At 66.4% G+C, this 24,942-nt stretch carries 24 protein-coding genes and 1 pseudogene; 9 read left to right on the top strand and 16 right to left on the bottom strand.

Going from position 1 to position 24,942, the window contains the following annotated elements; genetic code table 11:
• The first annotated feature begins 10 nt into the window (after positions 1-10).
• Positions 11-898 carry a dihydropteroate synthase gene (gene folP, locus QUE25_RS01410; RefSeq protein WP_286266874.1) on the top strand — a complete coding sequence of 296 codons (888 nt, stop codon included), beginning with the start codon at positions 11-13 and terminating at the stop codon, positions 896-898.
• A 7-nt stretch (positions 899-905) separates the two neighbouring features.
• Here the strand turns inward: folP and QUE25_RS01405 are convergent, their stop codons facing one another.
• From QUE25_RS01405 to QUE25_RS01375, 7 genes are all read right to left on the bottom strand, one after another.
• Complete coding sequence (locus QUE25_RS01405; protein ID WP_286266872.1) at positions 906-1,076, bottom strand: hypothetical protein; 171 nt, start codon at positions 1,074-1,076, stop codon at positions 906-908.
• 10 nt (positions 1,077-1,086) lie between these two features.
• Positions 1,087-2,007 carry a carbohydrate ABC transporter permease gene (locus QUE25_RS01400; RefSeq protein WP_286266871.1) on the bottom strand — a complete coding sequence of 307 codons (921 nt, stop codon included), beginning with the start codon at positions 2,005-2,007 and terminating at the stop codon, positions 1,087-1,089.
• Position 2,008: 1 nt separating this feature from the next.
• Complete coding sequence (locus QUE25_RS01395) at positions 2,009-2,950, bottom strand: carbohydrate ABC transporter permease (RefSeq protein WP_286266870.1); 942 nt, start codon at positions 2,948-2,950, stop codon at positions 2,009-2,011.
• Positions 2,951-2,982: 32 nt separating this feature from the next.
• Complete coding sequence (locus QUE25_RS01390) at positions 2,983-4,293, bottom strand: ABC transporter substrate-binding protein (RefSeq protein WP_286266869.1); 1,311 nt, start codon at positions 4,291-4,293, stop codon at positions 2,983-2,985.
• Positions 4,294-4,327: 34 nt separating this feature from the next.
• Complete coding sequence (locus QUE25_RS01385; RefSeq protein ID WP_286266867.1) at positions 4,328-5,359, bottom strand: LacI family DNA-binding transcriptional regulator; 1,032 nt, start codon at positions 5,357-5,359, stop codon at positions 4,328-4,330.
• Positions 5,356-8,385 carry a glycoside hydrolase family 2 TIM barrel-domain containing protein gene (locus QUE25_RS01380; protein ID WP_286266865.1) on the bottom strand — a complete coding sequence of 1,010 codons (3,030 nt, stop codon included), beginning with the start codon at positions 8,383-8,385 and terminating at the stop codon, positions 5,356-5,358. Before QUE25_RS01380 ends, QUE25_RS01385 begins: the two co-directional genes overlap by 4 nt.
• 172 nt (positions 8,386-8,557) lie before the next feature.
• Positions 8,558-9,361, bottom strand: coding sequence for an isoprenyl transferase (locus tag QUE25_RS01375; RefSeq protein WP_286266862.1), 804 nt, complete (start codon positions 9,359-9,361; stop codon positions 8,558-8,560).
• Between the two features lie 97 nt (positions 9,362-9,458).
• On the opposite strand from QUE25_RS01375, the gene recO reads away from it, so the two are divergent.
• Positions 9,459-10,199 (top strand): DNA repair protein RecO, encoded by a 741-nt coding sequence (gene recO / locus QUE25_RS01370; RefSeq protein ID WP_286266860.1) that lies wholly within the window; start codon positions 9,459-9,461, stop codon positions 10,197-10,199.
• Positions 10,200-10,222: 23 nt separating this feature from the next.
• Here the strand turns inward: recO and QUE25_RS01365 are convergent, their stop codons facing one another.
• From QUE25_RS01365 to QUE25_RS01335, 8 genes and pseudogenes are all read right to left on the bottom strand, one after another.
• Complete coding sequence (locus tag QUE25_RS01365) at positions 10,223-11,626, bottom strand: S1C family serine protease (RefSeq protein WP_286266858.1); 1,404 nt, start codon at positions 11,624-11,626, stop codon at positions 10,223-10,225.
• 90 nt (positions 11,627-11,716) lie between these two features.
• Positions 11,717-12,079: a hypothetical protein gene (locus tag QUE25_RS01360; protein WP_286266856.1), complete on the bottom strand. Its 363-nt coding sequence runs from the start codon at positions 12,077-12,079 to the stop codon at positions 11,717-11,719.
• Positions 12,076-12,264, bottom strand: a complete 189-nt coding sequence (locus tag QUE25_RS14775; RefSeq protein ID WP_425332725.1) for a Rossmann-like domain-containing protein — start codon at positions 12,262-12,264, stop codon at positions 12,076-12,078. Before QUE25_RS14775 ends, QUE25_RS01360 begins: the two co-directional genes overlap by 4 nt.
• Positions 12,265-12,371: 107 nt before the next feature.
• A pseudogene (locus tag QUE25_RS14770) lies at positions 12,372-12,623 on the bottom strand (enolase N-terminal-like fold-containing protein); the annotation flags it as partial.
• Positions 12,624-12,638: 15 nt separating this feature from the next.
• Positions 12,639-13,037 carry a Fur family transcriptional regulator gene (locus tag QUE25_RS01350; protein WP_286266852.1) on the bottom strand — a complete coding sequence of 133 codons (399 nt, stop codon included), beginning with the start codon at positions 13,035-13,037 and terminating at the stop codon, positions 12,639-12,641.
• Positions 13,027-14,004 (bottom strand): metal ABC transporter permease, encoded by a 978-nt coding sequence (locus QUE25_RS01345; RefSeq protein ID WP_286266850.1) that lies wholly within the window; start codon positions 14,002-14,004, stop codon positions 13,027-13,029. The genes QUE25_RS01350 and QUE25_RS01345 overlap by 11 nt, the downstream gene beginning before the upstream one ends.
• 1 nt (position 14,005) lies before the next feature.
• Positions 14,006-14,782, bottom strand: a complete 777-nt coding sequence (locus QUE25_RS01340; RefSeq protein WP_286266848.1) for a metal ABC transporter ATP-binding protein — start codon at positions 14,780-14,782, stop codon at positions 14,006-14,008.
• Positions 14,773-15,702 carry a metal ABC transporter substrate-binding protein gene (locus QUE25_RS01335; protein WP_286266846.1) on the bottom strand — a complete coding sequence of 310 codons (930 nt, stop codon included), beginning with the start codon at positions 15,700-15,702 and terminating at the stop codon, positions 14,773-14,775. The genes QUE25_RS01340 and QUE25_RS01335 overlap by 10 nt, the downstream gene beginning before the upstream one ends.
• Positions 15,703-15,946: 244 nt before the next feature.
• On the opposite strand from QUE25_RS01335, the gene QUE25_RS01330 reads away from it, so the two are divergent.
• The 6 genes from QUE25_RS01330 to QUE25_RS01305 all read left to right on the top strand — a co-directional run bounded on the left by QUE25_RS01330 (position 15,947) and on the right by QUE25_RS01305 (position 22,477).
• Positions 15,947-17,332: a glycine--tRNA ligase gene (locus QUE25_RS01330; protein ID WP_286266844.1), complete on the top strand. Its 1,386-nt coding sequence runs from the start codon at positions 15,947-15,949 to the stop codon at positions 17,330-17,332.
• A 301-nt stretch (positions 17,333-17,633) separates the two neighbouring features.
• Positions 17,634-18,548: a hypothetical protein gene (locus QUE25_RS01325; RefSeq protein ID WP_286266842.1), complete on the top strand. Its 915-nt coding sequence runs from the start codon at positions 17,634-17,636 to the stop codon at positions 18,546-18,548.
• A 197-nt stretch (positions 18,549-18,745) separates the two neighbouring features.
• Positions 18,746-19,465 (top strand): GntR family transcriptional regulator, encoded by a 720-nt coding sequence (locus tag QUE25_RS01320; protein WP_286266823.1) that lies wholly within the window; start codon positions 18,746-18,748, stop codon positions 19,463-19,465.
• A 5-nt stretch (positions 19,466-19,470) separates the two neighbouring features.
• Positions 19,471-20,013, top strand: coding sequence for an ECF transporter S component (locus tag QUE25_RS01315; RefSeq protein ID WP_286266822.1), 543 nt, complete (start codon positions 19,471-19,473; stop codon positions 20,011-20,013).
• A gap of 2 nt (positions 20,014-20,015) precedes the next feature.
• Positions 20,016-21,713: an ABC transporter ATP-binding protein gene (locus QUE25_RS01310; RefSeq protein ID WP_286266821.1), complete on the top strand. Its 1,698-nt coding sequence runs from the start codon at positions 20,016-20,018 to the stop codon at positions 21,711-21,713.
• The gene (locus tag QUE25_RS01305; protein ID WP_286266820.1) at positions 21,710-22,477 is read left to right on the top strand and encodes an energy-coupling factor transporter transmembrane component T family protein; all 768 of its coding nucleotides are present in this window, start codon (positions 21,710-21,712) and stop codon (positions 22,475-22,477) included. Before QUE25_RS01310 ends, QUE25_RS01305 begins: the two co-directional genes overlap by 4 nt.
• Positions 22,478-22,654: 177 nt before the next feature.
• On the opposite strand, the gene QUE25_RS01300 is transcribed toward QUE25_RS01305, so the two are convergent.
• Positions 22,655-23,398 carry an AIR synthase related protein gene (locus tag QUE25_RS01300; protein ID WP_286266819.1) on the bottom strand — a complete coding sequence of 248 codons (744 nt, stop codon included), beginning with the start codon at positions 23,396-23,398 and terminating at the stop codon, positions 22,655-22,657.
• Between the two features lie 98 nt (positions 23,399-23,496).
• Here QUE25_RS01300 and QUE25_RS01295 point away from each other — a divergent pair, with 98 nt between their 5' ends.
• Complete coding sequence (locus QUE25_RS01295; protein ID WP_286266818.1) at positions 23,497-24,936, top strand: MFS transporter; 1,440 nt, start codon at positions 23,497-23,499, stop codon at positions 24,934-24,936.
• The last annotated feature ends 6 nt before the right edge of the window (positions 24,937-24,942 follow it).

Raw genomic sequence — 24,942 nt, 5'->3', positions numbered from 1 at the left:
ACTCGAAAGCATGACCTTGCCCCAACCTGCGCCCTTAGTGCTCCGCGGCCGACGGTTTGACGCGGCTCGTCCGGCGGTGATGGGTATCATCAACCGCACCCCCGACTCGTTCTACCCTCCGGCCCGCCACCTCGAACTGGACGACGCGCTGTCCCGGGCGGCGAGCATGATCTCCGAGGGCGTGGACATCATCGACGTCGGCGGTGTGCGGGCCGGCCAAGAGGGAGACTGGGTCACCGAGGCCGTCGAGATCGATCGCGTGCGGCCGTTCCTGGTGGCACTGCGCCTGGCGCACCCTGAGCTGTTGATCAGCCTGGACACTTGGCGCGCCGAGGTGGCGGACGCCTGTGCGGGGCTGGTCGACCTTGTCAACGACACCTGGGCGGGGGCGGACGCCGGCTTGGTCGCGGTGGCGGCCGAACAAGGCGCCGGCTACGTCGTGTCACACACCGGCGGGCTTGCGCCACGCACCGATCCGACGGGGGTGTACTACGGCCCCGGGGATGGCGTGGTTGAGCATGTGCTGAGTGGGCTGGCCGAGGGTGCCAAGCGTGCGGTCTCGGCGGGGGTGGCGTCCGAAGCGGTACTGGTCGACCCCACCCTCGACTTCGGCAAGCGGACGGTCGACTCGCTGCGCCTGGTGGCTGCCACAGGGCGCTTCCTGGCGCTCGGTCACCCGGTGCTGATGGCGATCAGTCGCAAGGACTTCGTCGGTGAGACCCTTGATCTGCCGGCCGACGAGCGTCTCGAAGGAACGCTGGCGGCCACCGCAGTGGCCGCTTGGCAGGGCGCCACGGTCTTCCGGGCACACGACGTGCGGGCGACCCGCCGGGTGGTTGACATGGTCGCCTCGATCCGTGGCGACCGGGCGCCGCTGCGCAGCGAACGGGGAAGCTAGCGTCGGTTCAGCCGGCCTTGCGGACGCGCAGGCCCGAGTCGATCAGTGCCCGGACCAGCACGCGTCCGCTCACCGGCTGGGCGCCGGCGGCCACCAGATCGGCAGGCATCAGTTCTGTGCCGAAGAGAGCCACCAACGCACAAGACGCCGGGCCGCCAACGGCAGCCCGGCGTCCCATTTGCCCATGATCAGCCCTTGTCGGAACCCAAGGTCAAACCAGAGACGAACTGCTTCTGCAGGACGAAGAAGATCACCAGAACTGGCAAGGCAGCGATGATCGAGCCGGCAGAGAGCAGGTTGAAATCGGTGAAGAAGGTGCCCTTCAGGTTGTTCAGCGAGCTGGTCACCGGCATCTTGTCACCGGATTGCAGCAAGACCGTCGCCCAGAAGAACTCGTTGTAGATCCAGGCCACCTGCAGCGTCGCCAATGCCGCCAGTGCGGGTCGGATCAGTGGCAGGGTGATGCCATAGAACTGCCGCCACAAGGACGCGCCATCGATCTCGGCCGCCTCGTACATCGCCTTGGGAAGCCCGATCATGTAGTTGCGCAAGACGAACGTGCAGAAACCGGTCTGGAAGGCGACGTTGATCAGGATGACACCGGCGTGGGTGTTGAGCAACGAACCCGAATCCGACAACCATGCCGGCAACTGCACCCAACGGAACATCCGGTAGACGGGGATCAGCAGCGATTGCGGTGGTAGCAGGTTGGCGGCCACGAAGACGGCAAGCATGGCGAAATTGAACCGGAACTTCACCCGGGCGAGCACGAACGCCATGCAGCTCGACGCGGCGAGTGTGAAGACCACCGCGGCGATGGTGATGACAGCCGAGTTGCCGAAGCTGGTGGCGAACCCGCCCCGACGCCAGGCATTCGGGAAGTTCTCCAAGGTGAACCCGCCAAACGAGACATAGCCGTGTTCCAGCGTGTAGCCATAGTCGCGCAGTGAGTTGTACACCGCCCACAGCATCGGGAACAGCCACATCAGCGCCATGATCGTCAAGAAGACGTAGAGCGCCACGCGCCCGGGTGAAACCTTCCGCTTGCGAAGTTCGATGTCACCGTCCCAGCCTGTTGCGTTGACTGGTGCGGTAGTGGTGGTGGCCATGTCAGTCGTCTCCCTTCACCATGATGCGCAGTTGGATGATGATGAAGATCGAACTCAGCAGCAGCATCAGGGCTGCCAGTGCCGATCCGAATCCGATTCGGCTGGCCTCCCCGATCACATTGGCCGTGACCAGCGTCGCGATCAACTCCAGCCCATTGCGGCCCTGGTTGATGATCCAGACCAGGTCGAATGCCCGCAGCGCGTCGATGAAGGTGATCACCATGACGATGATGTTGGTCGGACGCATCACCGGGAACGTGACCCGGAAGAACGTCTGCATCTGGCTGGCCCCATCGATGGAGGCGGCCTCGTGGATGGCGGGGTCGACACCCTTCAGCCCGGCTAGGTAGAGCAACATGATGTAGCCGGTGTGACGCCAGCCGTTGGCGATCATCGCGGCGTAGATGTTGACCTCCGGGTTGCCGTACCAGTCGATCGTCGTGCCGAGGACTGCATTGATGAGGCCCTGATCGCGCGAGAACAGCAACTGCCAGATGAAGCCGATCAACGCGCCGGCCAGGACGACCGGCAGGTAGAAGGAGGTCTGGTAGAACCGGGAGGCCCGGATCTCCCGATCGACCAGGACGGCGAGCAGCATGCCCAGCGGTGTGAAGATCAGGAAGAGCGAGATCAACCACATGAGGTTGTGCTGCAGGGCCGGCCAGAACGGCGGGTAGATGGTGAAGATGTCGACGTAGTTCTTGAAGCCGATGAAGTTGATATCGCTCAGCGGGCCGATGCCGTTCCAGTCTGTGAACGACAAGATGACCGAGCTGATCGCTGGGAACCAGACCAGCCCGAGCACCAGCACGGTGGGGATGGCAGCCATCAGGACGACGGTCGTGCGATCTTGGGAGTTCATCCGCTGGTGACGGAGTTTGACCTTTCCGCCACCAGCGGGTGCTCCCGTGCCCGCCTGGGTGGCGGGCTGGGCGGTTGACATGGTGGTACCTCCTGGGGTCGAAGCTGGATGGCTCAGCCGAAGATCGACTTCTTCTGTTGTTCGACGTTGGCGAGGATCTTGTCGATGTCGGCAGGGTTCTGGATGAACGACTGCAGGGCCGGGCCGACTACGGTGGACGCGAAGTCGGGCCGGGTGTCGCGGTCGAGGAACTGCGAGATGTTCTTGGCCTCACCAATGATTTGGACGGCCTTCTTCTGCAAGGCGGAGTAAGCCGTCTGATCAGCGTTGCTGTTGGCTCCGATCACCGAGGGGTCGAACTGGAGGGTGATGTTGACGGCTTCTGGCGAGGCAAGGTAGGTCAGCAAGTCCTTGGCGCCGGCTTCATTCTTCGGTTTGGCGGCCATCATGAAGCCGTCGATCGGGGCCTCCACCACGTCAGCGCCGATGGCCGGGTCGAACTCCGGGAAGATGAAGAAGTCGAGATCGTCTGCGTACTGCGTGGTCTCGAACTGCTGGCCGATGAACATGCCCAGCGTCATCATCCCAGCCTGCTCATTGATCAGCGCCTGGGCGCCTTCCTGCCAAGTGCGACCGTTGGCGTCCGGCTGCTCGAACGGCGTGAACTCGCTCCAGGTCTTGAAGACGTTCTTGACCTTCTCACCGTCCCAGGCTTCCTGGCCTGCCATCAGCGAGACGTGGAAGTCGTAGCCGTTGACGCGAAGATTCATCATGTCGAAGGTGCCCATCGACTCCCAGCCACCCTTGTTGGCGAAGGCGAGCGGGATGATGCCGTCGGCCTTCATCTTCTCGCACAGCGTCAGCCATTCGGCCTTGCTGTTCGGCTCGGTGTAGCCGCGGGCCTGCCAGACGCTCGGCCGGTAGAACACACCCCACGGGTAGTAGGTGGATGGCACGAGGATCTGCTTGCCGTCGGTGGTCGACGAGGCGTTCTTCATCGACTCGGGCATGCCGTCGAAGTTCTTCCAGATATCCGACAGGTCGCTGACCAGCCCATTTTGGGCGAAGAAGCGGGCGCGGTAGCCGGCGAACCAGGTGAACACGTCGTCGGGGTTGCCCTGCAGGTAGTTGTTGATGTTGTTCTTGAAGGTCTCGTGGTCGACGAAGTTGATCTTTACGTTGCTGCCGTGTGCGTAGCCGTCGATCATCGCCTGCATGGCCTTGCGGGGCACCTCGTCGCCTTGGTACACGCCCAAGGTGACCTCGCCACCTACGGTGCCGCCACCGGAGCTGCTGCCCCCGCCGCCGCCGCAGGCAACGAGGGAGCCGGCGCCGGTGCTGGCTAACCCGGCGGCCAGGGCGCCTCTGATCAGGGTGCGGCGGCTGAAGCTCGGCAGCGACCCCGTGGGCTTGAGATGTGACATGGGTTCTCCTCCTTGGTTGGATGGTTGGTTGGGTTCAGTGGGAATCGGTTGGAGTCGACTGGGGCCAAGTGCTGCCACGGACGACGAGTTGGGTCGGGAATATCTTGTCGGATGGTGTTTCGCCAGCCATGGCTGCGAGCAGCGTGCTGGCCGCGGTGCGTCCGATCTCGCGGATGGGTTGGTGGATCGTGCTGAGCGGCGGGTCTGCCTGCGCGGCGATCTGGTGGTCGTCGAAGCCCATCACCAGCAGGTCACCGGGGACGTGCCGGCCCCGTCTGTAGGCGGTCTCCAGCGCCCCGATGGCCATGCGGTCGGAGGCGCAGAAGAGCGCGTCGATGCCCGGACGACGGTCCGGGAGACGTCCGAAGGCGACGTTTCCGGAGCCGGTGCCGTAGTCACCAGGTTCGAACAGGTCTGGGTCGAAGTTCGGGCCCAGCCAGTCGCGGTAGGCCTGGAACCTGATGCCGGCCGAGACTCCGCGCGGATCGCCACCGATCATCGCGATCGTGCGCGCTCCCCGGGATGCGAGGTGGTCCAGCGCTTGGCGGACGCCACCCACATCGTCCATCGTCACCAGCCAGTTCCGGCGCGGCAACGGGATGGGCGGACGGGGACCGCACAAGACCAACGGAAGCGCACTGTCAGCCAGCCCCGCGGTGATCGGGTCGTCGATGAAGGGATTGAGGTGGATCAGACCGTCGACGTGACCAGCCTTGATGTAGGAGACAGTGCGGTGATCCTCGATTTCGCTGCCCCCCATCAGGATCACCAGACTGAGATCGCTGTCGAGAAGTCCGTCGCGCACTCCTTCAATGAGTTCGGCGAAGGTCGGGTCGTTGAAAAGCTGTTCACTTGCTGCGGCGATCAACAGGGCGATCGCATTGTTGCGCCCGGTGGCCAGCGAACGGGCATGGACGTTCGCCCGGTAGCCGGTTTGCGTCACCGCCTGCCAGACGGCCTCTTGTGAGCGCTCGGAGACTCGCGGATGGCCGTTCAGGACGCGCGAGACGGTGCCCTTGGAGACCCCGGCGAGCGCGGCGATGTCGTTGATCGTCGTACGGCTCATCGCATCACCCCAAGCTGAAGGTCGATTCGCACTGCCTTGGCCCACAGTTGGAACTCTGGTCGTACATCGGGGCCACACGAACGGCTGCCCAACCCGTGCTGGGCGGCGTCCAGATACAGGTGGACCCCGCGACTGGTGCCCAGTTCGCTGCAGTGGCTGGCGGCATCGAGTTCGTGGGCGTCATGGCGGGCCAGAGTGAAGCCCGGATGGTGCGGACCGCTGGAGGAGACCTGCAGGGTTGGTAGTCCCGCCCCGCTGATCGCCAACCGGCGCAGGTTCGGTCGGTGCCCAGTTTCCTGCGGGACGATGTAGCCGAAGCACAGGTCGTCGATGTCGGCGCTGAAGCTGCCCAGCCAGACTCCGGCGTCCGAGTCGGGATACGCCTCGCCCGGGCCGGTGCCTACCCAGCTGGCCTCGGAGTATCCGCCGGGCAACAACAGATGCCAGCCGACCCGCGGCCACGTGCAGTCGAAGCGCCCGAACGGGACGATGTCGATGCCGAGGGCCGCCTGGCCTTCGAGTTCGGTCCACTGTTCGATGACTTCGACACCCCAGGTGCCCTGTGCCGGGGCTTGCCGGCGCCGGACGGTGATGCGGTCGCCGTCGTGCCGCAACTCCACGAGTCGGGAGACCAACCGGTCGAGCCCGGCGTCGCGCCAGCGCTCAGCAGAGGAGGGTGCATCGACGCCCAATCCTCTGGTGGCCACCACGTCGGCCAGTTCATAGGAACCGAACGTGCGCAATGAGTCGTTGCTGGTGGGAGCCCGCCACAGTGTGGTGTCCGATTCGCTGACCGGCACACCCGCCCAGCTGGACGGGCGCCCGGTGACCGGGTCTAGCGTGACCGGCCCGACCTGCCAACCGTCGAGGTGCGCCGGACGCGGACGCGGTGTTGCGGCTGGGCCGTGGGTTGGTTCGATGATGACCTGGGCGCGGGCCACCACGTGACCGGCCGGCGCCCACGCGCTGTCATCGCCCAAGCTCGCCACCACACTCAGCCACCGCTCGTGGGCCGATGGTGCGACGCTGGGCAGGACCACCGCGATCTCGTCGCCGGATTCGATCACCGGCACGTCCATCTCTTCGCGACCGACCTCGCCGTCCGGCCCGTCGACCACCACGGTGAAGACCAGATCGGACGTGTCGGCGCTGTGCCGCAGATTACGGATGAAGACCACCTCTTGATCCATCTCAAGGCGGATCGGGGTGAATTGGGCGGCGACCTCGGCCATCGCCGGGCTTGGGTGTCCGTCTGGGGTGGTCAGGCCATCGATGACGAACGTCGCGTCGTGGAAGACCTCGCCGAAGTCGCCGCCGTAGCCGAAGTCAGGCTGGCCGTTGATGGTGGTGCGCAGGCCGTGGTCGCGCCACTCCCAGACCAGGCCGCCGATCACGCCCGGCAGGGTGTCGAACAGGTGCTCGTAGCCAGCTACGCCGCCGGGTCCGTTGCCCATGGCGTGCACGAACTCGCAAAGCATGATCGGACGATCGGTCTGCCGGGCCGCTTGGCCGGGGATGTCGGTGAGAGCGGAGCCCAAGCCGTCGCTCAGGTCTTCCAGGCCCTCCAGCGGGGGGTACATGCGGCTCAGGATGTCGGTGTAGCGGCCGGCGTGATCGCCCTCGTAGTGCACAGGACGTCCGGGGTCGCGGCGGTGGGTCCACGCGGACATGGCGGCCAGGTTGGCCCCGGTGCCGGATTCGTTGCCGAGTGACCAGATGATCACGCTCGGGTGGTTCTTGTCGCGCTCCACGGTGCGGCGCATCCGGTCGACCAGGTGATCGGTCCAGGTCGGGTCGTCGGTCGGGTTGCCCACCCAGCCGGCCAGTTCGAAGCCATGGGTTTCGAGGTCGTTCTCCAACACCACGAACAGGCCGAGTTCGTCGCAGGAGTCGAGGAACCTCGGGTGTGGGGGGTAGTGGGAGGTGCGTACGGTGTTCATGCCGTGCTGTTTCATCATCATCAGGTCGGCGCGGAGCCGTTCCTCGCTGACAATGCGGCCCTTGTCGGGGTCGAACTCGTGGCGATTCACCCCGCGCATCCGCAGCGGCCGACCGTTGACCAGCAGTTCCCGGCCGACCACCCGCACCGTTCGGAAACCGATCTTCGCCTCAATGGTCTCGCCGTTGGACGCCAGAGTGGCGGTGTAAAGCCGGGGGGTGTCGCAGTCCCACGCCACGACCTCACCCAGATCGAGCGGCAGCAGTTCGTCTGCGGAGGCGAAGGTCTGCTCGAAGTGCAGGTCGTCGATGCGCAGCGTGATCGGCCAGGCGTCGTCGGCCGCGGTGATTTCGGGGACGATGCGGCCGCGCCCGGTGCGGTGGTCGTAGCCGGCGTCCAACCAGAAGTCGTCGATGCCTCCGGCGGGGCGTCCGATCAGGCAGACACTGCGGAAGATACCGGGCAGCCACCACTGGTCCTGGTCCTCCACGTAGGTCATGGCAGACCACTGGTGGACCCGGACGTGCAACAGGTTGCGTCCCGGCCTGAGCAGGTCGGTGACGTCGAGTTCGGTGCGTAGCCGCGACCCCCGCACCACCCCGACCCGCTTGCCGTTCAAGTGCACCAAGCCGATCGACTCAACCCCGTCGAAGCGCAGCAGGACGCGCTGGAAGTCGCGCCAGCCCTGCCACGGCTCACCGGGCCGAATGCCTTCGGTGGTGGTCTCGGCGCCGGGGAGTTCGAACTCGAGGCGGTAATCGCCGGTGAGGTTGGCGTCCGGCACGTGCGGTGGGTCGAGAGGGATCGGGAACTTGACGTTGGTGTAGATGGGCCGACCCCAGCGGGAGTCGTCGGTCAGCACGAAGTGGCTGGGCACCTGAATCGGTTCCCAGCCCGAGTCGTCGAGGTCGACCTCTGCCGCGTCGGCGGGGGCGGCGCTGGTCGTGGGGGAGAAGTGGAATCGCCAAGTTCCGTCCAGACTCCAGCACAACGGCTCATGCTGACGGTGGCTTACTACACGATCGTGGTCACCCGGTTCGGTGGAGATGAGGTAATCCACGGATTCCAGGCCAGTCTCGGTGGACATCGACGGCTCCTTCTCAGCAGCTTTGCTGTGACCGGTTACACCTAAAGGTGTTGAGAGTAATGAAACGGAACTTAGCGGCTTGCTGACAGCTTTGGCCGAGATCGAGACCAAATCGTGATGGAAGGGCAACGCTGAACCGGCCTGCCCAATCGATCGGGAGGCGCGTCTGGGGTCAGGCTCCGGGCGGCCACTCGTTTGGCACTGCACCACCGAACCTTCGATCCCTGGACGCGTACCGTTCCACGGCAGCCCAAAGGTCGCGTCGGTCCCAGTCAGGCCAGAACTTGTTGACGAAGACCAACTCGGCGTAGGCCGACTGCCAGATCAGGAAGTTCGAGATTCGCTGTTCGCCCGAACTGCGGACGAACAGGTCAACGTCGGGGATCTCAGGCTCGTCCAGGTAGCGACGGAAGCTCTTCTCGGTGATCCGGTCCGGGTTGATCCGGCCGGCGGTGGCGTCGCGGGCGATCGCTCTGACCGCGTCGATGATCTCGGCGCGTCCGCCGTAGTTGACGCAGAACTGCATGGTCAGCACGTCATTGTCTTCGGTCTGCTCCTCGGCGTCCTGGAGCTCGCGGATCACACTGGCCCACAGCTTGGGCCGACGTCCGGCCCAACGCACCTTGACTCCGAGCGCGTCCAGGTCGTCGCGGCGGCGGTGGATGACGTCGCGGTTGAAGCCCATCAGGAAGGAGACCTCCTCGGGGCTCCGCTTCCAGTTCTCGGTCGAGAAGGCGTAGGCGGAAAGATACTTGATGCCCAACTCAATGGCGCCCTCGATCACCTCGAACAGCACCGCCTCACCGGCCTCGTGACCCTTGGTCCTCGGCAGGCCGCGTTGCTTGGCCCAGCGGCCGTTGCCGTCCATCACGATCGCGACATGCTTGGGCAGCGCCGACTGGGGAATCGCCGGCGGACGGGCACCGCTGGGGTGCGGGATCGGGGCGCGCTTGGCGGGACGGACACGGGCAGCCATGACTAAACCGTAGCCCCGCCGACCGCCCCGGCGTCGGCAGCGGCGGGGTGCGGGTGTCGGTGCCGGGCTGCTTCGGTGCCCGGGAGACAATGGACGAGTGCCGACCTATCGAGACCATGCCGTGGTCTTGCGCACCCACAAGCTCGGTGAGGCCGATCGCATCATCACACTACTGAGCCGCAGCCATGGCAAGGTGCGAGCAGTCGCCCGGGGGGTTCGGCGCACCTCGTCCAAGTTCGGGGGACGCCTGGAGCCGTTCAGTCATGTGGACGTCCAGTTCGCCAACGGACGCAGCCTCGACGTGGTGACCCAGGTCGAGACGCTGCACGCCTACGACGGGCCACTGCGGCTTGACTACGGTGCGTTCACGGCAGGTCAGGCGATGCTGGAGGCCGCCGACCGGCTGGTCGCCGAGGAACGCGAACCTGCCCTTCGGCAGTACCGGCTGCTGCTCGGGGCGTTGCGCACGCTGGGCGAGGGGACGCCGGTGGGTCCGCGTCCGGCCACCATGGTGCTCGACTCCTATCTGCTGCGGGCGTTGTCGGTCGCCGGCTATGCGCCAGCCCTCACCTCATGTGCCCGCTGTGGTGCAGAGGGCCCGCACGCCGGTTTCGCCCCCGAGACCGGCGGCATGGTCTGTGTCGAGTGTCGTCCGCCACGAACCGTGTTGCCCGCCCCGCCGACTTGGCAGTTGCTGTCCGCGCTGATCAGCGGGGATTGGCAGGCCACCGCCGATGTACCTGAGGCAGTCTGCCAGCAAGCCAGTGGGCTGGTGGCAGCCTTCGCGTCCTGGCACCTGGATCGCGGCCTGCGGTCGCTGCGCCTGGTCGAACGCTGAATCCTGACGCCAGCCCCGGCCGGTCAGCGGGGCGCCGCCACCGGCGTGACCGTCACTGTTTGCGTCTGGCCGCCGCGAATCAGGGTCAACTCGATCGGTTCGCCGACCCGGCCGGCTCGCACCAGCGCCACCAGCGACTCGGTGGACGGGACCGGCACGCCGTCAACAGCGGTGATCAGATCGCCGACCTGAACCCCGGACTGCTCGGCAGGGGAACCTTGGGTGATCCGGACCACTCGGGCACCGAGTTGGCCGCTGCCACTCTCATCGGTCGCGGATAGGCCGACCTGGGGATGGTCGGCGTACCCCTGGGAGATCAGCTGTTCGGCCACATACTGCACCTGGTCGGCCCCGATCGCGAAGCCCAACCCGATGTTGCCTGACTGGGAATCGGACGAGGACGACAGCGTGGCGATCGAGGAGGTGACGCCCACCAGTTCACCGGATGTGTTCACCAGCGCGCCGCCCGAGTTGCCCGGGTTGATCGCGGCGTTGGTCTGAATGGCTGCGGTCACCACCACTTCGCCCTGCTGCGTGGTCGGCGTGTCGGTCACTGCGCGGGTCGACACCGGACGGTTGAGGGCCGAGACGATGCCCGTTGTTACGGTGTCGTTGAGGCCCAGCGGGTTCCCGATGGCCATCACCGGATCACCCACTTGAACCGAACTCAGATCGGCGAAGCCCATGACCTCCAGATCAGCCGGGAGTTCGTTCAGCTGGATCACCGCAAGGTCGGTGGTGGGGTCGGTGCCCACGATCGTCGCAGAGTATGCGACGTTGCCGAGCACCACGGTGATAGCGGACCTCGCGCTGCTGGACGCCACCACGTGGTTATTGGTCACTATGTGGCCCGCGCCGTCGATGACGACACCCGAACCCTGGCCGGCGGTTCCGTCGCTGCCGACCACCTGGATGGCTACCACCGCCTGGGTCGCTGAATCGGCCACCGTTGTCCAGTCAGGGTTGGACGGGTCCGCCTGCACCACCTCGGTCTGCGTGACTTGCGCGGGTGAGCCGAGCTGGGTGACGGTGTAGCCCGCCGCGCCGCCTCCGACTGCCCCTGCCAGCAGCGCCACGAGCATCAAACCGGCAATCTTGCCCCGGCCGGCCTTCGCCGACTTTTCAGCCTGACCAGGCAGCTCGGGCGCGACAGTGCTCGTTGTCGTGAAGGCGGCCGGGGCGCTGGCGCCGGCACCGGGCGGGTACTGCCCGCCGGATGGATTCGGGTAAGGGGTGCCTGGTGCGCTGGGGTAAGGGGTGCCTGGTGCGCTGGGGTATGGGGTGCTTGGTGCGCTGGGGTATGGGGTGCCTGGTGCGCTGGGGTATGGGGTGCCCGTGGCGCCTGAGCCGTCCAGCCCGGGCGCGCTGGCGTCCCAGGCCGGCGTGGCCGGGCGGCTCCACGGGTTGGGAGTTGGTTCGTTGCTCATTCTTGCCTCCTGAGTTGTCGATCCAGCCAATCCGTTCCAACTGTGAGTTTGCTGTGGGTCTGCTGCGAGGTTGCTGAGCAACAGGGATGCTCAATCGCCGAAGACCCAATCGGGCCCGTCTGAGTGGGCGTCCGGCCGGTGCAGGATCGCACCAACGATGTCCACCACCAGCCGGTCGCGGTGGACGGCGGCGCTTCCGTCGACGATCAAGCTGTGGCCATGATGCACCAGCGGCGGCCAGACGATCGTGACCCGCGGGTCCTGGCCGGCGTTGTCGATGGCGGAGCGATGCTCACAGGGCACCAGCAGGCGTCCATCGTCGAAGACGGGATCGACGCAGTGCACCTTCACCGCTGGCCCGTCGGCTTGCGGAGGCTTCAACGTGAGCAGATAGCCGGGCCCGAAGCGGCCCAACACCTTGGCAAGCTGGTCGACATCGACCGGGATCGTCATTCCCGTCCTCCATGATCGAAAGATGCGTTGAACCTAGTGAAAACCTGCTTCATCGACCGCATCGAGGCCCCCATGCGTGCCAGTTGCCCCGCCATGGCGGCGTCGGCGACCCACGCCCCACCGATCTCGTCCACCCTGCCACCGTAGACCTCGGGCGCGAACGGGGTGGACGGGCCGACCAGCACGGTCCGAGCATCCGCCGCCAGCTCCAGCAGCCGGGACAGGGTGCGTCCCCGATCAGTGTCGCGGCCGAGTCGAGCACCCGCTGCTCGGTGTTGAACCAGGAGTTCATGGCGGCGACGCCGAGTGCGGCCAGCTCGAAGTCCCACGACTTGGCCAGCGCCGCCACACTGCGCAGGTCCTGTCCGATCACCGACCCGGGGACGCGAGCCGCGCGCCGGCCCGCACGATCTGCCAAGGCCAGACCGTGGCCCCCGGCGCTGGTGGCCACCAGCGCGAAACGGGACACGACGCAGTCGTCCACCACGACGTCTTCGGGCAGGGCGTCAACGAGGTCGTCATACAGCTGCCAAGGATTGCTCATGCCCCGATTCTGGCCTCAGCAGGACGAGCAGATGCCGTAGACCTCGACGAAATGCTCGGGCTCGCGGAAGCCGTGCTCGGCGGCGACCTGTCGGGACCACGCCTCAAGAGGCTCCCCGGCCACCTCGACCGCGCGTCCGCAACGCCGGCAGATCAGGTGGTGATGGTGGACCGGTGAACAACGGCGATAGGTAGTTTCGCCCTCGGAATTGCGGATGCTGTCGACCAGGCCGACGTCCACAAGCCACTGCAGCCCGCGGTAAACGGTGGCCAGCCCGATCGACTCGCCATCGGCTCGCAGCAACCCGTAGACCTGTTGTGCGCTCAGGAACTCGTCGGCCTCGGCCAGCCGGTCGAGGATCAGCTGACGCTGCCGGGTCAGCCGCGGAAGCGGGGGATGGGCCTCAGTGCTCATCGAAGTGGTCCCCATGGGGGGCATGCCGATGCCCATCGTGCAGATAGTCGACATGGTCTCCGTGCAGCACCGCCGGGTGCAAGTGGGCGTCCGACAACGAGTCGTGAGGCTCGGCACGCTCAAAGATGCGCTCCTCGTCGGCCTCGAGCCGGTTGGCTCGTCGATGGCGTTCCAGCACGGAGTTCACCGGAAGTGTCCCGACGAAGACGATGACCCCGAGCACCACGATCGTCGCCCCTGTTGCAGTGTCGAGGTAATAGGACGCCACCACGCCGGCCAGGGCCAGTATCAGGCCGAGCCCCATCGCCGTGGCCAAGCCGCGGCGGAAACCCAACACCAGGTTCTGGCTGGTGGCCACCGGAACTACCATAAGTGCGCTGACCAGAAGCAGTCCAACGGTTCGCATCGAGATCGCCACCGTGACCGCCGCCATGATGACGATGATCAAATTCAGTGCCCGGGTGGGTAACCCCTGAGCGCGGGCGTAGTCCTCGTCGGCGCAGACCGCGAACAGTTGTGGTGACAGGCCGAGCGCGGTGATGAGCACCACGACGGCCATCACCGCCACTGCCGCCAGGTCGGGATTGCTGACCGAGGTGAGGGAGCCGAACAGATACTGGGAGAGGGTGCCGGCGCCTTGCCCGGCCAGCCCGGCCATCAGGACGCCGGAGGCCAGCCCGCCGTAGAACAGGATCGCCAAGCCCACGTCACCGGATGCCCGCCCGGATTGACGGAGCAACTCGATCGCCACCGCCCCGACAACCGTGACCGCAATCGCGATGGGGACGGGCGCCCGGCCGGTCAGCAGCGCCAGCCCGACCCCGGCAATGGCGACGTGCCCCAGGCCATCGCCCAGCAGGCTCAGCCGACGTTGCACGATGTAGGTGCCCACCGCAGGTGCCATCACCCCGGTGAGCGCCCCGGCGATCAGTGCACGAACCATGAAGTCGAGCGCCAGCATGCCCATGTCAGTTCGTCCCCCCGGTGACCTGAGTCAACTGCGGTTCGAGTGTTCTGCCCACATCAGTGCAGTCGGGTGTGTGGCAGCCGTCCAGTGGCGGTCCGGACGCCAATGGCCCGTCGTGGATCACTCGGCCCAATTGCAGCACGACGCTGCGCTCCAACAGCGGTTCCATGGCACCAAGTTCATGCAGGACGACCAAGATGGTCAGGCCCTGCTGATGTAGTCGCCCGAGGAGCCTGGCCAGGCTGGTCTGGGTGCGCACGTCGAGTGCTGCGAAGGGTTCGTCGAGGACGAGCAGGTCGGCCCGGCCGGCCAGCGCGCGAGCGATCAGCGCGCGTTGCTGCTGGCCCCCCGACAGTTGCGACATGGGACGGGGGCCCAGCCCCGTCAGACCCACCCGCTCCACCGCCTCATCGCAGGCGGCGCGGTCGGTGCTGCCGGGCAGTCGGAACAGGCGCCGGCGCGCCAGGCGTCCAAGCATGACCACCTCGTCCACTGTCGCGTTCGCCACCTGTAGCCGGCCACGTTGCGGCACGTAGCCGATCCGCGACCAGTCGCGGAACCGGGCTGCGGGCTGCCCGAACAGTTCGATCTGTCCGGACTGGTGGGGGATCAGGCCCAGCAGTGTCCGCAGCAGGGTGGTCTTGCCCGAGCCGTTGCCCCCGAGCAGCGCCACCACCTCGCCGGTTGCGACATTGAGGTCGACGCCGAAGAGGATCTGCTGGTCACCCAGCCAAGTGTCGACGCCCCGCGCGCTGATCACGGGTTGGTTCACTGGCATCCGTTCGCGTCTCGCAGTGAGGTGAGGTTGGCAGTCATGACCTGAATGTAGTCGTCCCCTCGCGACTCCGAGCTGAGGGTCTCCAGCGGGTCGAGCACGTCGGTCTTCAGGCCGAGGTCGGACGCGATGGTCTGCGCCAGCTTGGGCGAGACCGCCGTCTCGTAGAAGATCGTGGTCAGGTCGTGTTCCCTGGCGATCTGCTGCACCTCCGCGATGCGGGCAGGGCTGGGCTCGGCCTCGGTCGACAGGCCACTGATGCCCACTTGGTGCAGGTGGTAGCGGTCGGCGAGGTAGCCGAAGGCGGCGTGGTTGGTGATGAAGGTGTCGGTGCGGCAGTTGGTGAGGCCGGCGCTGAACTGGTCGTCCAGACCGGTCAGGTCGTCGGTCAGGCGCGCGGCATTCGCTGCGTAGCTGGCGGCGTTGTCGGGGTCGATTTCGGCCAGCACGGCGGCGATCTGCCCGCCGATCTCGGCGAGGTTCATCGGGTTCAGCCAGACATGCGGGTCGTAGGCTCCGTGATCGTGGCCATCTTCTGTTTGTGTGGCTGGGAGCAATTGCAGGAAGTCGGCGGTGTCGAGGACCCTCGCCGGCTGCTGTTGCGTGATCGTCTCGTCGAGGGCCGCCTGATAACCCGATTGGTGGACCACCAGGTCTGCGTTGGTGACCGCTGTGACCTGCTTCGGGGAAAGCTCCAGGTCGTGGCCGTCGCTGCCGGGAGAAAGCAGATTGGTCACCACGGCCAGGTCGCCCGCCACCCGCTCGGCGGCGAACTGGAACGGGTAGGCGCCGACGACGATGGAAGTCCCGTCGCCGGCGCCTGATTCGCCGCTCGGTGTGCAGGCCGTTGTGATGAGGACGGCGGCACCGAGCAGCACGGCTGCGAGGCGTCGGACGGGCCGCTTAGTGCGGGAGGCAATCATGATAATCATTATCGCCTTGGCGTTGGGTGCTGGCAAGTCGTCCGACCTTCGTTGCTCATCTTTCGATCTTGGCCAGCTGGCCAGTTCGCGACCGGCCCCACGGATTCGCGTTTCTGTGGCCAACGGCTAGCCTGTCAAGGAGGAGACGGCTGGGCCCTGATGGGGCACGGCCCGTCGGCCCGATGCCAGCCAGGTACCGGGGAGCCGTCCCCGCGAACTGGGGACCAGAACAGTGGGGCGTTTCATGGCGGAAAGCACTCTCGACAAGGTCATCAATCTCTGCAAGCGGCGGGGCTTCGTCTTCCCGTGCGGCGAGATCTATGGGGGCACCCGGGCTGCCTGGGACTACGGCCCGCTCGGCGTCGAACTCAAGGAGAACATCAAGCGCCAGTGGTGGCGTTACATGGTCACCGGTCGTGACGATGTCGTGGGTCTCGACTCGTCGGTGATCCTGCCGCGAGAGGTCTGGGTGGCGTCCGGCCACGTCTCGGTCTTCAGCGACCCGCTGATCGAGTGCCTGAGTTGCCACAAGCGTTGGCGCGCCGATCAGATCGTCGAGGAGTACGCTCACCGGCACGGTCTGGACGAGGACGCCGTCGCGCTGAACGAAGTGCCGTGCCCCAACTGTGGCAACCGCGGCCAGTACACCGAGCCGCGGGACTTCAACATGATGCTCAAGACCTACCTCGGCCCGATCGAGGACGAGTCGGGGTTACACTATCTGCGTCCCGAAACCGCCCAGGGCATCTTCGTCAACTTCAAGAACGTGCTCAACGCGACCCGCCAGAAGCCGCCGTTCGGCGTGGCGCAGGTCGGCAAGAGCTTCCGCAACGAGATCACCCCAGGCAACTTCATCTTCCGGACGCGTGAGTTCGAGCAGATGGAGATGGAGTTCTTCGTCGAGCCTGGCACCGACGAGCAGTGGCACCAGTACTGGATCGACGCCCGCAAGGATTGGTACGTCGGACTCGGGATCGCGGAGGAGAACCTGCGGTTCTACGAGCACCCCAAGGCGAAGTTGTCGCATTACTCCAAGCGCACGGTCGACATCGAGTACAAGTTCGGCTTCGCCGGCTCCGACTGGGGCGAGCTGGAGGGCATCGCCAACCGCACCGACTTCGACCTGACGACGCACAGCAAGCATTCGGGCACCGCGCTCGAGTACTTCGATCAGGCCAAGGGGCAGCATTACACGCCGTATGTCATTGAGCCGGCGGCCGGCCTGACGCGTTCGCTGATGGCTTTCATGGTGGAGGCCTACACCGAGGACGAGGCGCCGAACACCAAGGGCGGAGTCGATACCCGCGTGGTGCTCAAGCTTGATTCGCGCCTCGCTCCGGTGAAGGCAGCGGTGCTGCCGCTGAGCCGCAACGAGGCGCTGTCGCCGAAGGCACGCGACGTGGCCGCCGAGCTCCGGCAGTACTGGAACGTCGACTTCGACGACGCGCAGGCCATCGGCAAGCGTTACCGCCGTCAGGACGAGATCGGCACCCCGTTCTGCGTCACGGTCGACTTCGACAGCCTGGACGACGACGCGGTGACGATTCGCCATCGCGACACCATGGCCCAAGAGCGCGTGGCGATCTCGCAGGTCCGGCCCTACCTGGCCGAGCGCCTCCCGCGCTGCTGACGGGGCGCCGCGCCCGCGCCCGGCCCCCGCGCTCCCTGCGCCCGGCCTCCGCGCGGCCCGCGCTCCCGCGCGCTCCGCGCCCGGCCCGCGCCCGGCCCGCGCCCGGGCCTCTGCACGTTCCCGCGCCCAAAATCTGAGGTTGCGCCCGATATATCGGGCGCAACCTCAGATTTTGGGCGCAAGAGTGCCGTCTGATCCGCCGGCGCAGGCGGGGTGGGCGGCGGCGTTGTGTTGGGGGGGGGGCGAGATTTGCCTGTGGATAAGTGAACGATTCGCGTTCGACTTACCAATCCTCTTGGGCATGAGCACCACATACCGATTCGCTGACCTCGTCGAGCAGGGTCATGACGAATACTCCATCCGCACGCAGGTCAGATCCGGAGAGCTCAGCAGCGTCCGTCACGGCGGATATGCGCTGGACCTCGATCCGGATTCTCCCGAAGCTCGGCACCGCGCATTGATTCGGACGACGGTGCCGCTTCTCAACGATGACGCCGTACTCAGCCATTGCTCGGCGGCGCTGCTGTGGGGCCTGCCGGTGCCGCGGCGCCTGCTGACCAAGGTCCATGTCACTCACGACCGCCCGGGCGGCGGCCATGTCCGCACCTGGACGCACACTCATTCGTCCGCGCTGCCGAGCCTTGAGATCGCTGAAGTCGAGGGCCTCAGAATCACCAGTCTCGCCCGAACCGCAGTAGACACCGCCCGGCTGTGCAGCAACCAGGAGGCGCTGCAGATCGTCGATGCGGCCTGGCGAATGCTGGATACGCCAACCGATCTGGCGGCGGCGTGCGAGATGGCCGGCCGGTGCCATGGCATTCGCGCTGCTCGGTGGGCGCTGGCACATGCTGACCCGCGAAGCGAGAGCCCGGGGGAGTCACTCAGCCGCTACTGGATGATCATGGGCAAGATCCCGACACCGACGCTCCAACTCGAGATCCTCGACCCCGGTGGCAACTTCGTCGCTCGAGCGGACTTCGCCTGGGAGGAGTATCGCGTCCTCGGGGAGTTCGATGGCCGAATCAAGTACGCCTCGAGCCTCAATGGTCAACCGCTTGCCGAGGTCGTCATGCGCGAGAAGGAACGCGAGAACCGGCTTCGCGCACTCGGATGGTGGGTTTACCGGTGGACCTGGGACGATCTGCGCCACGGCCAGCGGTTCGCCGCCGATCTGCGGCGTTTCCTGGACGAGAGCCCCTTCCGCCGGACCAGATGAAACTCCCGCGCCCGCAACCTCAGATTTGAGGCGCGGGAACGTGACGGGGCCGCCGGAGGGGGGAGGAGGTCGAGTCGGCGGGGCGGGAAGGCAGCGGGCGCCGCCGACGGGCGGGCACCGGGGAGCGCGTGGACGGGACAAGCGGCCCCATGGTAGACATAGGGACATCATGACGTCTCCGGATGGAAGGTGCAGCGGTGGGAAGCGAACCCCTGTATCTGCGTGTCGAACGTGATCTGGCATCGCGAATCAGCGATGGCGCTTGGCAACCGGGCGACTACCTGCCCAGCGAGCAGGCGCTTCAGCAGCGCTACCAGGTGAGCCGCACGACGATCCGCAAGGCGGTCGGCGATCTGGTCATCGACGGATTGCTGGAGATCGATCGCGGCAACGGCACGCGGGTGACGCGCGGGCGTGATCACCAGCCGGATGCCAACATCATGAGTTTCAGTGCGAGCATGCGGGCGATGGGGCGCCGGCCAGGTGTGCGCAATACCCATGCCTGTCTGTGCGAGGCCGAGGCAGCCGAGCAGGCGTCGTCCGAGGTCGTGGACAGCAGCAGACGCCTCGTCCACATCTCGCGTGTGCACACCGCGGACGATGACCCGGTCTCGGCAAGCGAATCCTGGTTACCCGCAAGCGCCTTCGCAGGAGTCGATGTGGAGGGGATCGCCGCACGCGAATCGCTGTACACCGAATTGTCCGCCCTGGATGTCGGCATCACCCGGGTCAGCGATCGTTACGGCATCGCCGAGGCATCGCAGACCGAGGCCGCGTTGCTCGACGTTGCGCCCGGAACGCCGCTGCTGTGCGTCGACCGCATCGGCTACACCGCCAACAACCGTCCCATCGAGACCAGCCGCATCGTCGTTCGCACCGATCTTTATCGTCCGACCATCACTACGAGAAGCAGGTAATGCCCATGAGCAATGTCCAGACCGGTCCCAAGCTCGAGGATCGTCTGCCTGATCAGGCCAATCGCGGACTGTCGGCCCGCAAGCTGGCGATCATGGCGATCTTCATCGCACTCTCGGCCGTCGGTGCCTTGATCAAGATCCCGTCTCCGGTCGGCACAGTCGCACTGGATGCCGCCCCCGGATTCTTCGTGGCCATCGGTTTCGGCGGGTGGCTGGGGGCTGTGGTGGCCGCCATCGGTCACCTGCTCACTGCGGGAATCACTGGCTTTCCGCTGACTCTGCCGGTGCATCTGGCTATCGCGGTCGGGATGGCCGCCTGCGCCTGGGTCTACGGCTGGTTCGGCCGCAAGGGCCCGGTCGGGCTGGTCATCGGGTTCGTGCTCGCTGTGATCATCAATGCTCCGGTGCTCGGCCTGATCATGGTTCCGATCGGAGGGTGGGCTCTGTACGTGGCAGCCCTGCCGTCGCTGGCCATCGGCGCTGTCGTCAATCTCGCGATCGCCACGCTCGCCTACCAGGCGTTGCGTAAGACCCGTCTGCTCAGCTGAGCGTGCCACAAGACCTCACGGTCGACTCGGTCAGCTACCGCTACCCATCCGGCTCCCGGGACGCATTGCACGATGTCAGCGCTGAGTTCGCTGCCGGCAGCTGCACCGCGATCATGGGTGCCACCGAGGCGGGCAAGTCGACCCTATTGCAGGCGCTGACCGGTGTGATCGGCGAGCTGGATGGCGGTGTGCTCAGCGGCCGAATCCGGTACGGGGCGGCAGATCTGGCCGACTACCGCGTCCAGACTCTCACCCAATACATCGGGCTGGTCTTGCAGGACCCGGCGAGTCAGATCATCGGACGAACGGTCGGCGAGGACGTCGCCTTCGGCCCGCGCAACCATCTCGTCCCACGCGCCGAGATCAGCCGCCGGGTAGCGCAGATGCTGGAGCTGGTGGGATTGAGTGGCTTCGAGGCCCGCTCGACCGCCGAGCTGTCGGGCGGCGAGTTGCAGCGTCTGGCGATCGCCGGAGTGCTGGCCATGGGCCCGGAGGTGCTCTGCCTGGACGAAGCGACCGCCGAGCTTGATCCGGTCGGGGCAGGCCGGCTGCGCGAGGTGGTCGCGTCGCTGCGGCAGCGCGGCATGACCGTGGTCACCGCCGAGCACGACCCGGCCGCGGTACTCGATCAGGCCTCCGGCATCGTCGTCCTGGACGCCGGCCAGGTGGCTTGGCAGGGCGCGCCCGCGGACTTCTTCGCCGATCCCGATCGCGTCGAGCGACTCGGAATCCGGCCGCTGCCGATGAGCGTGGTGGCCCGCGGGATGCTGCGCGAACGTCCGGAACTGGCGCTCACCTTGCCTGTGGGTCGGCGCCTGCCGCTCACGGTCGCGGAGATGTCGGGGTGGCTACGCGATCTTCTGCCTGCCGAACCGCGCCCCCACCCACCAGCGCCTTCGGCGCAGGGCACCGGCCGGCCAGTGATCGAGATCGACGATCTGCACTTCGGCTACTCACCGAGGGCGGAGGTGCTGCACGGCATCCACCTCACGATCCGCGCCGGGGAGTTCGTCGCTCTGACCGGGCCCAACGGGGCGGGAAAGACGACTGTCGCCAAACACTTGAACGGACTGCTTCGTCCAACCGCCGGACGGGTCCTGATCTGCGGACGCGATGTCTCCGGCCGGCCGACTTGGCAGTTGGCGGGTCAGGTCGGTTACGTCTTCCAGAATCCCGATCATCAGATCTTCTGTCGCTCGGTTGCCGATGAGGTCGGCTTCGCGTTGCGGGTGGCAGGGCGGCCACAAGCAGAGATCTCCGCGAGGACCACCGCCGTGCTGCAGTTCACCGGTCTGACGGATCTGTGCGAAGCCAACCCGCTGACGCTGACCCGCGGACAGCGACAACTGGTCGCGATGGCCTCGACGCTGATCGCCGAGCCCGAGATCCTGGTGATCGACGAGCCCACCACCGGACAGGACTGGCGCGGTGTGCAGGCGATCATGGACCTGGTCGACCGACTCAACCAACAGGGCACCACGATCGTGATGATCAGCCATGATCGCGAACTCATCGCCCATCATGCCCGCCGCGTGGTGACCATCGACGGCGGGCGGGTGGTCGCCGACGGTCCGGTGCAGACCCAGGTCACCACTCAACTCGGCGAATTGTGGCAACAGTGCTTCGGCGGTCGTCCCGACAGCTGCGACGAGATCACCGCCGGACGAAGGCTCGTCCAAAGCTGCGGAGCGCGGACATGAGACTCGGTCTGCCCGCCCGGCTCGCGGTACTGGTGGCTACGACGTTGGCCGTGATGAGTTTCACCCATCCCCTGTGGAACTTCGGGGTGCTGTGCGTGGTGCTGGGGCTGGCGGTCTGGCAGCGCCTTCCGGTGGCAGCCGTCTGGCCACTGATCCGTGCTTCACTCGCGGTCTTTGTCCTGGTCGGCTTTTGCGCGGCCTTCGCCACCTCTGATCGGGTGCTGCACGACCCGGCGCACCTTCAAGTGCTGGCGCAGTGGGGTCCGCTGCGGTTCACCGTGGGTGGAGTGCTGATGGGCGGCACATTCGTGCTGCGGATGCTCGCCATGATCGTGGCCACCTGGACGGCGATCTACCAGATCTCGGTGGACGATGTGCTCGACCTCGCAGCGCGCTGGCGACTGCCCAGCTGGCTGTCGATTCTGATCGGCTCGGCCATGGCTGCGCTGCCGAACCTGGCCCGGCGTCACGAGCAGATCCGTCAGGCGCAGCAAGCCAGGGGACAGCGGCTCGACAGTGGTGGCCCGGTGGAGCGCTGGAAAGCCAACGCGGCGATCGTGGTCCCGCTGATCACCAGTTCGCTGCTCACCGCCGAGAGTCTCGGGGTGGCACTCAGCGTCCGCGGTTACGGCGCGCACCGGACGATGACCGTCATGCACGACGTGGTGCGCCGTCCCCAGGAGGTCGCGCTCAGCATCCTCGTCCTGGCCTTGGGCGTCTGCGCGGTCGCCGGACGACTGGCTTGGGGCTGGGGACGTCTGTGACGCGCTGCGTCCAACGGACCCGGTGCGTTCCGGCCCGCAACCGGAGCGCTTCCCGCGACCGAAATCGGAGCCCGCGCCCGATATATCGGGCGCGTCTTCGGATTCGGGGCGCGGGAACGATGGGGTAGGGACGCGACGGGCGTGACGCGGGGACCCGCGGATCCGGGTGGGGAGGCGTCAGTCCGGCGGTGTGAGGCGTGCGACAGGCTGGGCGGGGCGACCGTCGTCCAGCAGGGCAATGACCTCGTCCGTTGCTTCTGGCGCGCAGGCGAACAGCACACAGCTGGCCGGGCCGGCCGAACGCTTCGGGTCGACAATCCGGCCGCCGGTCCAGCGGGCTTGGAGCCCGGCGATGCGGGCCATCTCGTCGGTTTCGAAACCGACCCCGTGAGAGCCTGCCGGCAACGCATCGTGCACGAGCCCGGACTCCAAGATCCTGCGCACCTCGGCGACGGTGACCTGATCGGGGTGGCCGATGTACAGGGTGAAATCGGGCGCGGCGATCGGCAGACCCGCGCAGATGACCACGTCGCCGGGTTGAGCCTTCGGCAGATCCTGGCTCAGCGCTCCGATCACGGTGATGCCCAGTCCGGTGGCTGAGGTGGGGGCATTCTCCTCGGTACTGCCGGTGACCGCGTCCGCGGGAATCCCCGCCTGCGCTGCGAGGATCTCGATCTCGTCGATCATCTCCTGGCCGGTGGGATCGCGCTCCACGCACAAGGCGTTGACCAAGGCGATCGGCCGTGCTCCGGAGCACAGCACTTCCAACAGGGGCACGCGAACGCCGAAATGCGCGACGGTGCGGGCGTCCACGCTCACCGAATCAGCGGGCTTGGGGCCGATACCTCCGATCGAGTCGCAGGCGAGCACCAACCGGCTGGCAGATTCGAAGACCAGAAGGTCGCGGAACCGTTGCATCATGGTGCTCAGTATCGCAGCCCGGATGGTGTGCTCAAGGTGAGAAGTAGTCCCATATACTCGCCTTGATAGATAGTTATACTCAACTTGAGAATTAGTCCATGACAGGGCAAGACGTCTACCTCGCCTGGCGCGGTCAGATTGCCGGCACACCCACATTGGAGGACGCGATGAACGATCCGCAGCCGGAGGTATTGAATCAGCTGCCGAGCCGAGCGCAACGGCTTGACCGGCTGAAGTTCGGACGCGAGCACGGCAAGCTCCTGGTCGGGTCCGGCGTCGGCTGGGCGCTCGACGCCATGGACGTCGGCCTGATCAGCTATGTGATGACAGCTCTCGCGGTGCACTGGAATCTGTCGAATACCCAACTGAGCTGGATCGGGTCGATCGGCTTCGTGGGCATGATGATCGGCGCCTCGGTCGGCGGGCTGCTCGCCGACAGGCTCGGACGCCGAAACGTCTTCGCGTTGACCCTGCTCATCTACGGAATCGCGACCGGCATGGCGGCGTTCTCCGTCGGGATCGCGATGCTGATGGCCCTGCGATTCGTCGTCGGTCTCGGCTTGGGAGCCGAACTCCCGGTGGCCTCCACTCTGGTCAGCGAGTTTGCCCCGCAACGGATCCGTGGCCGGATGGTCGTCTGGCTGGAGAGCTTCTGGGCGCTCGGCTGGATCATGGCAGCGCTGCTCGGCTACTTCCTGGTTCCTCAAGAGATCGCCGGTTGGCCGGGCTGGCGCTGGGCGCTGCTGGTCGGTCTGGCGCCCGCTGCATACGCGCTGGTGGTGCGGCACGGTCTGCCCGAATCGGTCCGATTCCTGGAATCGAAGGGACGCCTGATCGAGGCGGAGAAGTCGGTACGCGAGTTCGAGATCAACTCCGGCGTCCAACCCGAGGTCGACATCGAGACAGCCGTGAAGCACACGCCGGTCAGCGTCGAGGTCAGCACGCAGCAGCGGGCGAGGCTGTTCTCGCCCGGGATGCGGCGCCGGACGATCGCGCTGTGGGCGGTCTGGTTCTTCGTCAATCTCAGTTACTACGGTGCCTTCACCTGGATGCCCACGTTGCTCTTCCGGCAAGGCCATTCGCTGATCCGCTCTTTCGAGTACACGCTGATCATCACGCTGGCACAGCTGCCCGGTTATGCAATGGCCGCCTGGCTGATCGAGAAGTGGGGACGCCGCCCAACCCTGGCGAGCTTCCTGCTGGGCTCCGGTGTGGCCGCAGTGCTGTTCGGCATCCAGACCTCCCCGGTGGGCATCATCGTGGCCGGTTGCGCACTGAGCTTCTTCAACCTCGGTGCCTGGGGCGCGCTGTATGCGATCGGCCCGGAGATCTACCCGACCGCGATGCGCGGCACCGGCACGGGCGCGGCCTCGGCCGCGGGCCGCGTGGCTGCGATCATCGCGCCACTGTGCGTCCCGCTGCTGCTCAACTCCGGGGGCAACCCGCTGGTCTTCGGCGTTTTCGGGGTGTCGTTCCTGATTGCAGCCGGCAGCGCACTGTTGCTACCGGAGCGCCGCCAGAAGGAGATGGTCGAGTGACCTCTT

Source organism: Brooklawnia propionicigenes (assembly GCF_030297015.1).
GTDB classification, from domain to species: domain Bacteria; phylum Actinomycetota; class Actinomycetes; order Propionibacteriales; family Propionibacteriaceae; genus Brooklawnia; species Brooklawnia propionicigenes.
Note: the sequence above shows the minus strand (reverse complement) of the source record. Positions and strands in the feature narration are given on the sequence as shown.